The following is a 12212-nucleotide window of genomic DNA, read 5'->3' as shown; positions in this document are numbered from 1 at the left end:
GGGAACCACCCATGGCAACGACTGTTAACAGCGACCTGATCATCTACAACGATGAGGCGCAAACCGCATATCTGGAGCGCGTCCAGGACAACCTCGATATCTTCAACGAATCGTCCAATGGCGCGATCGTGCTCGACAACGAGTTGATCGAAGGCGACTTCCGCAAGCGCGCGTTCTACAAGATCGGCGGCTCGCTCGAACATCGCGACGTCAATTCCACCGACAAGGTGACCGCGAAAAAGATCGGCGCTGGCGAGGCCATTGGTGTCAAGGCTCCGTGGAAATACGGCCCTTATCAGACCACCGAAGAAGCGTTCAAACGTCGCGGTCGCCCAGTCGAAGAGTTCTCCCAAATTATCGGCGCCGACGTTGCTGACGCGACACTGGAAGGATTCATTCAGTACGCCACTGCCGCACTGCGTGCCTCGATCAGCTCCAACGCTGACATGGTGGTTTCGGCCAACATCGAGACCGACGGCAAGAAGACCCTGACCCGTGGCATGCGTAAGTTCGGCGACAAATTCGGCCGCATCGCGCTGTGGGTCATGCACTCCAGTGCTTACTTCGACATTGTCGACGAGGCGATCGCGAACAAGGTCTACGAAGAGGCTGGTGTCGTCATCTACGGCGGTCTGCCAGGCACCCTTGGTAAGCCGGTGCTGGTCACCGACACCGCGCCCGCTGATGTGATCTTCGGCTTGCTGCCAAATGCTGTGGTGATCACCGAATCGCAGGCGCCGGGCTTCCGCTCGTACGCGGTGAACGATGAAGAGAACTTGGGCATCGGCTATCGCGCTGAAGGCACTGTCAACATCGACGTTCTTGGCTACAGCTGGAAGGAAACCGCTGGCGGCGCGAATCCTACGCTTGCTGCTGTGGGCTCGGCCGCGAATTGGGTCAAGCATTCCAATAGCAACAAGGTAACTGCTGGCGTGCTGATTTCTCTGACCACCACGCCACCAGCCGGCGGCTGATGCTGCCCCCCTGAAAGCGGCCAGCGATGGCCGCTACGGAGATTTTTATGGAACTGGTTTACTCAACTCAGAATTCGGACTTCGATCCGGAAAAGCGCTACCGCAATCCTTCGCATTTTGACCGGCCGGAGGCAGGGGTGACCCATGCAGTCGTGATCGGTGATTGGCCGAAAGTGGTTGCTGCCTACGCGAGTGTCGGCGTCGACGTGACTGCGGTCGAGGCTGAGCCGCGCCAGGTTCTGGTCCCAGTTGCTGACGGCACGGCCAAACTGGAAGAGGTGATCGGCAAGCTGCGTATCGAAAGCGACATGGTGCGCGCGGTCATCGATGGACTCGACGCCGGCGAGATTGAAAAGCCGGAAGCTGGTGAGCTCGCGATCCGGTTGTTTCAGTCGCTGGACGGACTCAGCCTCAAGATGGCTGAGCTGGTCGATCAGCGTGATGCTGAAGCTGATCGCGCCAGAAATCTGCAAAAGAAGGTGGACGACCTCTTGGCTCAGGCTGCTCAGGCTCGACTGGAAACAGGCGACGCCAAGGAGGCGAAGGAAATCGCCGAGCTGAAGGCTAAGCTCGACACTGCCAGCGTGCCGTACAGGGCAAACGCCTCGAAAGAATCCTTGGAAAAGCTCGTGTCTGATCTACCCAAGGCGTGATACTGCTGGCTGCCGGTAGACGGCAGTCAATCATTCAAAACTCAATCCAGCGAGTTGCTTCATGACACTCATCATTGAGGACGGCACCAGCAAGCCCGATGCCGAAAGCTACGCGAGCGCTGCGGATTTGGTCATGTACGCCGGCAAGTTCGGCGTGGCCATTCCTGCGGACGAGCCAGCGCAAGAGGCACTGCTTCGTCGAGCCGCTCTGGCAATGGATGGCAAGACTTGGAAGGGGCGCAAGTCCAGCAGCGAGCAGGCATTGTCTTGGCCGCGCCGGGGTGTCGAGCTGGATTACGAGATCAAGCCCGACAACTATCTGCCGGCGCGCATCCAGTACGGACAGATGGCTCTGGCGGCCGAGATCCATCAGGACGATATCGATCCGGTGGAGAAACGCAAAGGCGCTGTGACGCTGGAGCGTGTCGAAGGAGCGGTAACGCGCGAATACGCGACGATCCCGAACACCAGCGGCCGACTGTTGCCAGCGGCGCCGGACCGGCCGAGCGCAACTCAGTTCGCCGACTATCTGCAAAAGCGCGGTCTGTTCGCAGTGCGCGCATAGCTGAAACGGAGCCAACATGGCCTTCTACGACGAAATGGCCGTGATGGCTCTGGAGATGATCACAGAGTTCGGCCAGCCCGTGATCATCCGGGCGACTACTGTAGGCGAGTACGATCCGGACGCCGGTACCGCGCCGCCTGACACTACGAAAGAGCAAACCGCCCAAGGCATCCTGCTCGACTTCACCGGTCAAGAATTCCAGAACAATAGCCTCATCAAGCAGGGCGATAAGAAGCTGAAGATCGCTGCACAGGGGCTGGAGTGGGTGCCTGAGTTGCTGAACAAGGTCATTGTTCAGGGGCGCACCTGGTCAATCGTCCCGCCGCTGAAAGAGATCAACCCGGCCGGCACGCCGATCCTCTATGAGCTGCAGGTGCGCTCATGAGCAAGTACTCGGGCTTGAACGGCAGCTTCGCCGAGAACATCCGCCAGTTTGCCGAGCAGGCCCAAACGGCGCTCGACGCCACTTTCCGCGAGATCGTGATCGAGCTTGGTAATAGCGTGATCCGCATGTCGCCGGTGGGCAAGCCCGAGATCTGGGCGGCCAACGTCGCGCACCGAGCGGCCAACACCCGCGCGGCCGACGACTACGACTTCAAGGTGGCCGTGCGCAACACAGCCATCAACCTGACCGACAGCAACTTCACCAAGTCAGGCAGGCTCAAGCGCGGCGTGAAGTACGCCAAGCCACTGACCAAAACCGAGCGGAACCAGAACTTCAATGTGAATGGGCTGGTGGCCGGCAAGGGTTACGTAGGCGGGCGCTTTCGCGGCAACTGGCAGTTCTCCATCGATTCCCCGGCTGAGGGTGTGCTCGATCAGATCGACCCGTCCGGCAACGCCACGCTGGCGGCGCTGAGAGCACAGGTGTCCGCGCTGACCATTGGCCAGACCGCGTACATCGTGAACAACCTGCCTTACAGCATCCCGTTGGAATATGGCCACAGCAAGCAGGTGCCGCCCGGCGGGATGGTTCGCACGACACTCGCTCGCTTCCAGCAGACCGTTAGCGACGCCATCAGGAACAACCAGGTATGAGTCATCACCTCATTGCCTCGATCTACGAGGCCAAGCTGATTAACTGGGCCAAAGCCTTGCCGGTACCGCTGAAGGTGGTCGTCGAGAACGAAGCCTACAACCCCGTCGACGGTGAAACCTACCTGCGTGCCTTCACGCTGCCGGCCGACACCGCGAGCAATACGCTCAGCGGCGATCACCGGCTCTACACCGGCGTGTTTCAGGTCAGCATCGTCACGCCGTCGGGTAAGTACCGCGGCGCAGCCGGCGCGCTGGCCGATCAGATCGCCGCGCTGTTCCCGCTGTATGAGCGCAACACCCTAGGTGCGCTGACGGTGGTGACCATGAGCCCGGTCGACCCAGGTCCCGGTATCCCGGACGACACCACCTTCACCGTGCCTGTTTCGTTCATGTACCGAGCCGATACCAACTGAAGATTCCTACGCCTTGGCGCGCCGATTCAGGAGAAACCTTACTGCATACAAAGGAATCATCAGCATCAGCACCAGGCCCGCTGCTCCTGGCAATGAATCAATCCAGAGCGATCCCAAAAGCTTGGACTTGAATAGCCACCCCTGTGTGCCATTCGCGCCCATTTGGCCGTATGCCGAAATAAGTGAAACCATCGATGTAACTATCACTAGATTCATGGCTTCGCGAGCCAGTTCCCTTTTCATTTTTACCGAATCCCTTTCTGGACTTGAACAAGGCCTGCGATGCTATCAAGTAGCCATGTCAAGATCCATGCACTTGCAGGCGTGACAGTTGTTGAACTGTTCCGCGTTGCCAAGACAGCCCATAGGGCACCCCCACGAACCCGCCCTCGAGCGGGTTTTGTCATTTCTGCAATGAGGTAACACACCATGGGCTTCAGACTCCCCAATGGCGCGACCCTTGAGATCGCCGCCGCGTACGGCGTTGCCATCAAGGTCACCGCGCTCAGCAACGCCGCCCCGGCCGTCGCAACGGCTTCCGCGCATGGCCTGGCCGACGGCGACATCATCGCGGTGGCTTCGGGCTGGACGCGCCTGAACGATCGAGCGGTGCGCGTGGCGGATATCCAGTCCGGCACCTTCGCCTTGGAAAACATCAACACCACCAACGTGCAGCCATACCCGGCGGGCTCCGGTGTCGGCTCGGTCCGTGAGGTCACGGCGTTTCAGGAGATCTCGCAGATCACCGACCTGGCCTCGAGCGGCGGCGATCAGCAGTTCTTCAGCTTTGGCTTCCTGGCTGAGGATGACGATCGGCAGATCCCGACCACCAAGAACCCGGTGACCCTGGCAATCACCGTGGCCGATGATCCGGATCAGGCCTATGTGCCGATCGTCGAAGCAGCCGATGAAGACCGCGAAGTCCGGGTGCTGCGCCTGAACCTGCCGAACGGCGACATCATCCTCTACAACGGCTACGTGTCGATCACCTCGACCCCGGCTCTGGGTCGCAACAACCTGATGACCCGGGTGATCAGCGTGGCGCTGTCTGGCCGTCCAACCCGCTACAAAAAAGCACCTTAAGGGGTCCGCATGGCTACCAAATTCAAAATTGCCCAGAACCCGACCTTCAAGGTCGAGGTGGACATCCCGCGAGTCGGCGGCACCACAATCAAGGTTCTGTTCGAGTTCAAGTATCGCGACCGCAAGGAACTCGCCGCGCTGTTCGCGGGCTGGCAGGAGCAGACCAAGGCGGATCAGGAGCGGTTCAAGGCCAAGGGTGATGACCTGACCCTGGTGGAGATCACCGACTCGCACATCGAGCGCCAGATCGAGCAGGTCCAGGCGCTGGTCTCCGGCTGGGGCTTCGACGACAAGTTTGACGACGCGGCCATTCGTGCCCTGGTGGAAACCTCTGCCGGCGCCGGGGATGCGATTGTCGAGGCCTACCAGAAGGCGTTTGTCCCGGCCCGCCTGGGAAACTGACCCGGGTCGCCCGGCTGATGTACGAGCGTGGCCCGTCGGACGCTGATCTGGCGGCGCTCGGCATGTCCCGTGCGGACATCCCGGGCGAGGAGTGCGAGGTGCTGCCGGACAACTGGCGCACCTTCATCCTGTTCAACGCACTGTCCACGCAATGGCGCAGCGGCATGGGCGGCCCGACCGGTCTGGACTACACGTCGATTCGCGACGTGGCGCGCTACCTCAGCATCAAGAAAAAACAAATCGCTGAGATTTTCCACGACCTCCAGGTGATGGAGGCCGAAGCCCTGCTCGTCATGAGCGAATCGAAGTAATGGAGCACTCATGTCGGGCACAATTGCGCAGTTAGGTGTCGCCGTAGATTCAGGCGAGGCAGTCCAGGCCGCTACGGATCTGGAGCGTCTCGCGCAGGCCGGCGCCAAGGCAGAGAAAGCCGCTGATGGTGTGGCGGCTGGTTTCGACAAAGCGGCGGCAGCGTCCACCGGACTGGCCTCCGCCGAGGGCAAACTGTCCGAGTCCACCGACGACGCCATGAAACGTCTGACGGCAATGGCCAAGGCGTCTCTGGATTCCAGCGAGTATTACCAGCGGCTGACGACCAGCGTCGGTACCAGTGCATCAGCAATGGATGCCTCGGGTTCCTCAGTCAGCAGTCTCGCGGCACTCAAGCGGCGCTTGCAGGCTGAATCGGACGCACTGGTCGGCTCGACGGATAGAGAGGCTGATGCGGCTAAGAGGGCGGCGGCTGCGACCGGTGTACAAGCGGAGGGATTGCAAGCGCTGCTCGGCAAGATCAATCCTGCCATTGCCGCGCTCGACAAGCTGGACCAGCAACAGGCCCAGTTGCAGAAGTACAAAGCGGCTGGCCTGATCGATGCCGACACCTTTCGCGAGTACTCGACCCGCATCGAAGCATCCCGGCAGAAGCTGGGGGACTTTGATGAGGGCTTGCGCAAGACCGGTGTTAGCTCGAAGCAAACCGAGGCCGCACTCCGGCAGCTTCCGGCGCAGTTCACAGACATCTTCACCAGCCTGGCTGGCGGTCAAAACCCACTGCTCGTTCTGCTTCAGCAGGGCGGGCAGATCAAGGATTCTTTCGGCGGCGTGGGTGCCACGTTCGATGCCCTCGGAGCAAAGATAAAATCCCTGTTCACCGGCGGCGCAGGGGCGGCGGTGCTGGGCGAGTCACTCGCCGGCATAGCTGTCAACGCCAAGGACATGGCCGAGAACACCAGTGAAGCAGGTGAAAGCCTGTCTGGCCTAGCTGAGGGTGCCAACACGGCGGCCGATGCTACAAAAAATGCCAAGGAGGCCGCAGCGGCACTGAACGCCGCAACTCCTCCTTTGGGGGTTGGGCTGGGGGTAGTTCTCGCTGGAGCCGTCGCGGCAGCTGCGGCCATTGCGGCGCTGGGTTTCGCGTACAAGCAGGGCAGTGCGGAGTCCACCGCGTACTCCACCGCACTGGCGATGACCGGAAATACAGCCGGGATAACGGCCGCGCAGCTCAGCGTCATGGCCAGGTCCGTGTCCGAATCAAACGGGACAATTAATGAGGCTGCTGCAAGCCTGGCTCTGCTCGCAGGCTCGACGAGAATCCCAGTCACCTCGTTCGAAATGATCGCTACGGCCGCGGCGAATTTTGAGGATGCCACTGATAAAGCGGCATCAGAAACCGTCGCCAACTTCGAAAAGATCGCCAAAGAGCCAGTTAAGGCAGTCCTTGCCCTTAACGAGTCGATGAACTTCCTGACGGTCAGCACATATGAGCAGATCACTTCGCTTGAGCGCCAAGGCCGAACCCAAGAAGCTGCGAACGTTGCGAGCAAGGCTTACGCGGATTCGCTGAACACAGTTTCCTCGAACGTAAAGGCGAACCTCGGCGTTATCGAGTCAGCCTGGAAGGATGTCGCGGACGGCGCCAAAGGTGCTTGGGACGCGATGCTCAATGTCGGTCGGGAGAAGTCCTTCGCTGACAAAATGTCAGACCTCGAACGGCGCATCGCCGATTTCAAGACGCAGGGTGAAAGCATTGGCGGCAGCTACGGGGCGTCTCTTGCGGCCAACGGCGTGGCAAAGCTTGAAGCCGAAAAGACCCAACTCCTGATTGAAAAGGGAGAGGAGGATCGCCGGGCGGCCGCTAAAGGGTTTGCTCAGCAGCAGGAACAGAAAGCGGTTGCAGCGGCAGAGCACATCGGCAAAGTCCGCGAGGGCTTCCAGAGCAACGAGCAGAAGCGCGATAAGGAGATTCTCGATTACCGCAAAAGCGTCGAGGAACTCAGGAAGCGAAATGCGGCCAGCCCCTTGCTTGACGAGAAGCTGGTTGCGAAAGATATCCAGAACATCAAGGACAGATACAAGGACCCCAAAGCAGCTTCTGCTGGCGCCGTTGACCTCACCGGTTACAACGCCGCGCAAATTGCCCTCAAGGAAATCCAGGCCGATTACGCGAACACCCAGAAACAACTGGATGCAGCGCAGAAGGCCGGGCTGATTTCGCAGCAGGACTATCTGCTAAAGCGCGAGGCGTTGATCGGCAACGAGCGGGAAGAGGTCACCGCCGCATACGAGGCGGAGATCGCAGCGCTCGAAGCCGCGAAGGCGAAAGCCAGCACCACCGCCGAGCAGCGCATTCAGCTTGATCAAAAGATCGAAGACGCGCGCACGGACATGGTCAAAGCGCAGAAGACGGCGGACAGCGAACTGGAAGTGCTGGCGACGAATGAGCTGGGGCGGCTGAAGAAGCAGGAGCAGGCCGTTCGAACTTACACCAGCGCGTTGCAGCAGCAGGTCGATACCTTGCGCGAGCAGGGCAAGCGCGCTGCCGCTGGCCTGGGTCAAGGTGATCGGCAGCGTGGCCTGACCGATCAGCAGAACGCTATCGACGACCGCCTCAACTCGCAGAAGCTTGATCTGGCCAACCAGTATGGCGATGGCTCGCGCGGCATGAGCCTCGACGAGTACACGCAGAAACTCGCGGCGCTGAAAACCACGCAGCAGGATCTGCACGACACCGTTCAGGCCAACTATGACGAGATGACTGCCGCTCAAGGCGACTGGAGCGCCGGTGCGTCTTCGGCTTGGCAGAACTACCTGGAGTCAGCGCGCGACGTTGCCGGGCAGACCAAAAGCCTGTTCACCAACGCCTTCAGTTCGATGGAAGACGCGGTCGTCAACTTCGCCATGACCGGGAAGCTTTCGTTTGCTGACTTCACCAAGTCGATCATTGCGGATATGGCGCGGATTGCGAGCCGCCAAGCTTCGTCTGGGATTCTCAACGCAATTATTGGCGCGGGCGCCAACTATTTCGCTGGAGGCGGCGCTACTGCTGAGGCTACGGCCGGGAGTGCTGACGCAGGAGCACAAGGGTTCGGCAGTCAATTTGATGCCAGTTCTGCAACTGTTTCCTTCGGCGGTGGCCGCGCTACCGGTGGGGGTGTCGATCCGAACACACTCTACGAGGTGAACGAGAAGGGGCCGGAGCTTTACAGCGAGGGTGGGAAATCATTTCTGATGACTGGCGCGAATGGCGGCAGTGTTACGCCGCTGACCACTGGTGGCGGCCCTGGAATGGTCGCTTCTGGCGGCACGGGCGGCGCGCCTCAGGTCTACATCAACATCTCCAGTGACGGACAGACCGATGTTTCGAGCAATCAGTCTGGGCTTGAAAGCTTCGGCGCTGAAATCGGGAAATTCGTTGAGCAGAAGTACAAGCAACTGGAGGCGAAGTCTTTGGGGGCCCAAGGCAATATCCGTAGAGCTATCGACGGGAGGATGGGCAGGTAGTCGAGAGTCTGCATGCCCACGTCTTCATAGCAAGGATATCGCTTTGCTTATGGCCATCTCCTCAACCTCAGCGAAAGTAAGTGATTTTGGATCGCGATGTTCTACCTCGACATCGATGTCACCGCCGATTTTCGCTTCGGGGTCGTTAAAGACAATCATCAGCTTTGCAGTGAAGTACGGACTTTCGTCTGGGTTATATGGTGCCTGTATCGAAAATCGCAGCAGTTTACATTTCATAGAGAGCTCCGTTTTGGGCCTCCATAGTACACAGACGGGGGCCGCTTTATGGCTAACACATTCACGTTCCGTCCGGATAAGTCGGTCCCGGTGACGTTCGCCCAGCGGACACGATCGGCCACTTTCGGAGGCTACAAGCAGACTGCCGGCGACGGACTCAACACAGAAACCCAGACTTGGTCGCAGACCTTCACCGGCTCGAAAGCGAGGATTGTTGCGATCCTTGCCTTTCTACGGGCACATCAGGGCTACAAGTCTTTCATTTGGGTAACGCCTCTCGATGGGCCGCTGTATTTCACATGCAACGCTTACGGCGCCACACCGCAAGGCGGCAACGCCTGGGTGCTCACCGCTACCTTTGAACAAACCTTCCAGGTGCAATGATGGCTGAGAGTATTTACGAAGACATCCAGAAGCTGGAGGTCGGCCTATATGTCGAGTTGTTTGAACTCGATCTGACACCCATGAGCGGCGACATCTACCGCTTCCACGGGTACACGCAGCTTGGGCCGATCTACTGGCAAGGCGTTGAGTACTCGCCCTGGCCAATCAAGATTGAAGGCTTGGGCATGACGGGGGAAGGCCAGCAATCCAACCCCTCGCTCACTGTCGGCAACGTAACCGGCTTCATCACTGCGCTCTGTGCTACCTATCAGGATCTGGTCGACGCCAAGTTGCGCCGTCACCGAACTCTCGGCCGCTACATGGATGCGGCGAATTTCCCGGGCGGAAACCCTGAAGCTGACCCGAACGAGTACTTCGCTTCGGATAGCTACGTCATCGATCAAAAGCAATCGGCCGATGGCGAGGCAGTGGTTTTTGTCCTGAAGTCACCTCTGATTGCAACCGACCGCAAACTGCCCGGCCGGCAGATTGTCGCCAACTGCTGCCAATGGTCATCCATCGGGGGGTACCGCGGCGTCTACTGCGCTTGGACCGGGTCGAACTATTTCACTGACAAGGACGTGCCGACGGACGATCCTGCCAAGGACATGTGCTCGTTCACTCTGAAGGGCTGCAAGCTCCGCTTCGGCGAAAACAACCAACTTCGCTACGGATCGTATCCCAGCGCCGGAAACTAAGGGGCATTGCATGAAACTCAGCAAATCCATAGTCGAGGCCATTTACGCTCACGCCGAAGCGGAAGACCCCAAGGAGTGCTGCGGCATTGTGGTGCTGGCCGGCGGGAAGAAACGTTATCTGCCACTGCCAAACGCTGCCGAGGCACCCGAGAAGGATTTCCGTATCAGCGCCGAAAGCTGGGCCGGCGCCGAAGACCAGGGAGAGCCGGTGTGTGTCGTGCACAGCCACCCAGGGCAATCGGCCCGACTGAGTGGCGCCGACCGAGTTTCGCTTGAGGCTACCGAGTTGCCTTGGCTGATCGTGGAGGTGCGCGAGGGCAAGCCCCTCTCACATCTGATCCACTTGCCAACTGGTTACCAGGCTCCTCTGCTCGGTCGCTCGTTTCATCATGGCGTGCTCGATTGCTACACACTGGTCCGCGACTATTACCGGCGAGAACTGGGCATTGAGTTGGCAGATTATGAGCGCGAGGACGGTTGGTGGAACGGCACCGAAGACCACTACATGGAGAAGTACGAAGCAACCGGATTCCGTCAAATCGATCCGAGCGAGCTTCGTCAGGGCGACCTGATCATCATGCAAGTGCGGGCCGAGAAGGCGAACCACGCCGGCATCTATTTGGCAGACGGAAAGCTGAAGACCGAGCCGAATCACCATCCGGTGCTCGGGTGCATCCTTCACCACCTTTACGATAAAGATTCGAAGCGCGACATCTTTGGCGGGTACTGGCGTGATGCGGCTCGGCTATATCTGCGTCACAAGGATGCGCCTTCAGCGACATAACCAGAGATTCGTACAGGCGCAAACCGGTGATATGGTTGGCGCTTTCCACAGGAGTGACCTGCATGAAATTATTCGTAGGGGCGTTGGCGCTGGTGGCGCTGGCTGGGTGCTCGACGCCGACGATGCCGGAGATGCGTCAGTCCGAACCGGCGAAGACATACTCGTCGAACAAGCCAGAGGACGCGCTGGCCAAGTGCATTCTGTTTGCATGGCAAGATAGCAGCCTCTCTGGAGGTGGTATGCCGATGGGGATGCAGCCCGGTCGAGATGGCGGTAAATCCGTTTATGCTGGGAATCGCGAGTATTTTGCTGACGTGATCTCGGCAAAGCAGGGCACCAGTATCAAGTATTATGAAATTGCCAACAGTTGGGTTTCAAAAATACTGAAATCTGAAATTGAAGCCTGTCTATAACCCTTCAAAAACGAAAAGCCCGCGCTCTGCGGGCTTTTTTTCGTCCGGAGAAAGTCATGATATCCAGTTCGATCAATTCTTCTGCCAACGACCGCTTAAGAGAAATCCGCTTGGACGGAGCTCTTGGCAAGCGATTCGGCAGGGAGCACAGCCTTGCAGTCAGTAGCTTCGCAGAGGCGATCCGAGCATTAGGTGTACTGAAGAAAGGATTTACTCAATATCTGAATGAGGCCAAAAGCCGAGGAATTGTCTTCGCCGTTTTCTACGGTGATCGGAACATTTCAGATAGTGAGTTACGCGACCCGCCGGGCAGCGGGGTTATGCGTATTACCCCAGTCGTCCAGGGAAGCAAAAACAGTGGTGGGCTTCAGACCATTATTGGTATTGCTCTGGTTGTTGCCGCATCTTATTTCACGGCAGGTGCTGCGTCTGGCGCTGCCGGAGCGGGCCTGTTCGGCACCGCCAGTGCGGCATGGACGGTCGCCGGTACAGTCGGTCTATCCCTTGCTATCGGCGGTGTAGCCCAGATGGTCGCCGGCACCGCGCCTGGCATCGACAGTTCGGAGGCCGCCAATAACCAGCCCAGCTACAACTTCAGTGGCATCAAAAACACGGTAACCCAAGGCAACCCGGTCCCTCTCTGCTACGGCGAGATGGTCGTTGGCTCTGCCTGCGTTTCGCTAGGAGTTGTCGCAGAAGACCAGCAGTAGGCAAGCCTGCCCAGCCGCACCAAACACACAGAAATCCCAATGACCGCTACAGCGGTTTTTTTTCGCCTGGAGAAAAGC

Annotated in this window: 17 protein-coding genes; 15 read left to right on the top strand and 2 right to left on the bottom strand. The window is 59.1% G+C overall.

What is annotated here, in order from left to right; translation table 11 throughout:
* Window positions 1–11: 11 nt before the first annotated feature.
* The 6 genes from ACP7BN_RS01505 (at window position 12) to ACP7BN_RS01480 (ending at window position 3643) form a co-directional block, all read left to right on the top strand.
* Complete coding sequence (locus ACP7BN_RS01505; RefSeq protein WP_426201041.1) at window positions 12–974, top strand: major capsid protein; 963 nt, start codon at window positions 12–14, stop codon at window positions 972–974.
* A 47-nt stretch (window positions 975–1021) separates the two neighbouring features.
* On the top strand, window positions 1022–1627 hold the full coding sequence (locus ACP7BN_RS01500; protein WP_426201040.1) for a hypothetical protein: 606 nt from the start codon (window positions 1022–1024) through the stop codon (window positions 1625–1627).
* A 61-nt stretch (window positions 1628–1688) separates the two neighbouring features.
* The gene (locus ACP7BN_RS01495) at window positions 1689–2192 is read left to right on the top strand and encodes a DnaT-like ssDNA-binding protein (protein WP_426201039.1); all 504 of its coding nucleotides are present in this window, start codon (window positions 1689–1691) and stop codon (window positions 2190–2192) included.
* 16 nt (window positions 2193–2208) lie between these two features.
* Entirely contained in the window at window positions 2209–2577 is a 369-nt protein-coding gene (locus ACP7BN_RS01490; protein ID WP_221729488.1) for a hypothetical protein, read from the top strand.
* Complete coding sequence (locus ACP7BN_RS01485) at window positions 2574–3230, top strand: hypothetical protein (RefSeq protein WP_426201038.1); 657 nt, start codon at window positions 2574–2576, stop codon at window positions 3228–3230. The genes ACP7BN_RS01490 and ACP7BN_RS01485 overlap by 4 nt, the downstream gene beginning before the upstream one ends.
* Window positions 3227–3643 carry a phage tail terminator-like protein gene (locus ACP7BN_RS01480; RefSeq protein WP_426201037.1) on the top strand — a complete coding sequence of 139 codons (417 nt, stop codon included), beginning with the start codon at window positions 3227–3229 and terminating at the stop codon, window positions 3641–3643. Before ACP7BN_RS01485 ends, ACP7BN_RS01480 begins: the two co-directional genes overlap by 4 nt.
* A gap of 6 nt (window positions 3644–3649) precedes the next feature.
* Here ACP7BN_RS01480 and ACP7BN_RS01475 read toward each other — a convergent pair whose 3' ends face one another.
* Complete coding sequence (locus ACP7BN_RS01475; RefSeq protein ID WP_426201036.1) at window positions 3650–3886, bottom strand: hypothetical protein; 237 nt, start codon at window positions 3884–3886, stop codon at window positions 3650–3652.
* A gap of 186 nt (window positions 3887–4072) precedes the next feature.
* Here ACP7BN_RS01475 and ACP7BN_RS01470 point away from each other — a divergent pair, with 186 nt between their 5' ends.
* Genes ACP7BN_RS01470 through ACP7BN_RS01455 form a run of 4 tightly spaced genes read left to right on the top strand, consistent with a single transcriptional unit; the run spans window position 4073 to window position 8908 of the window.
* A complete protein-coding gene (locus tag ACP7BN_RS01470; RefSeq protein ID WP_426201035.1) occupies window positions 4073–4726 on the top strand; it encodes a phage tail protein in 654 nt (217 codons plus the stop codon).
* 9 nt (window positions 4727–4735) lie between these two features.
* A complete protein-coding gene (locus tag ACP7BN_RS01465; RefSeq protein WP_426201034.1) occupies window positions 4736–5128 on the top strand; it encodes a phage tail assembly chaperone in 393 nt (130 codons plus the stop codon).
* Between the two features lie 17 nt (window positions 5129–5145).
* Entirely contained in the window at window positions 5146–5439 is a 294-nt protein-coding gene (locus ACP7BN_RS01460; RefSeq protein ID WP_426201033.1) for a DUF1799 domain-containing protein, read from the top strand.
* Between the two features lie 10 nt (window positions 5440–5449).
* Window positions 5450–8908, top strand: a complete 3459-nt coding sequence (locus tag ACP7BN_RS01455; protein WP_426201032.1) for a phage tail tape measure protein — start codon at window positions 5450–5452, stop codon at window positions 8906–8908.
* Window positions 8909–8932: 24 nt separating this feature from the next.
* Here the strand turns inward: ACP7BN_RS01455 and ACP7BN_RS01450 are convergent, their stop codons facing one another.
* Window positions 8933–9145, bottom strand: coding sequence for a hypothetical protein (locus ACP7BN_RS01450; RefSeq protein ID WP_426201031.1), 213 nt, complete (start codon window positions 9143–9145; stop codon window positions 8933–8935).
* Between the two features lie 48 nt (window positions 9146–9193).
* Between ACP7BN_RS01450 and ACP7BN_RS01445 the strand changes: the two genes are divergently transcribed.
* The 5 genes from ACP7BN_RS01445 to ACP7BN_RS01425 all read left to right on the top strand — a co-directional run bounded on the left by ACP7BN_RS01445 (window position 9194) and on the right by ACP7BN_RS01425 (window position 12134).
* Window positions 9194–9529, top strand: coding sequence for a phage tail protein (locus ACP7BN_RS01445; protein ID WP_426201029.1), 336 nt, complete (start codon window positions 9194–9196; stop codon window positions 9527–9529).
* On the top strand, window positions 9529–10227 hold the full coding sequence (locus ACP7BN_RS01440; protein ID WP_403016118.1) for a phage minor tail protein L: 699 nt from the start codon (window positions 9529–9531) through the stop codon (window positions 10225–10227). The genes ACP7BN_RS01445 and ACP7BN_RS01440 overlap by 1 nt, the downstream gene beginning before the upstream one ends.
* Window positions 10228–10237: 10 nt before the next feature.
* Window positions 10238–11011 carry a C40 family peptidase gene (locus tag ACP7BN_RS01435; RefSeq protein ID WP_426201028.1) on the top strand — a complete coding sequence of 258 codons (774 nt, stop codon included), beginning with the start codon at window positions 10238–10240 and terminating at the stop codon, window positions 11009–11011.
* A gap of 62 nt (window positions 11012–11073) precedes the next feature.
* A complete protein-coding gene (locus ACP7BN_RS01430) occupies window positions 11074–11424 on the top strand; it encodes a hypothetical protein (protein ID WP_426201027.1) in 351 nt (116 codons plus the stop codon).
* Between the two features lie 56 nt (window positions 11425–11480).
* Entirely contained in the window at window positions 11481–12134 is a 654-nt protein-coding gene (locus ACP7BN_RS01425) for a tail assembly protein (protein ID WP_426201025.1), read from the top strand.
* The last annotated feature ends 78 nt before the right edge of the window (window positions 12135–12212 follow it).

This window comes from Pseudomonas sp. TWP3-1 (assembly GCF_049896625.1).
Lineage (GTDB): Bacteria > Pseudomonadota > Gammaproteobacteria > Pseudomonadales > Pseudomonadaceae > Aquipseudomonas.
This window is presented reverse-complemented; position numbering and strand designations above follow the sequence as displayed.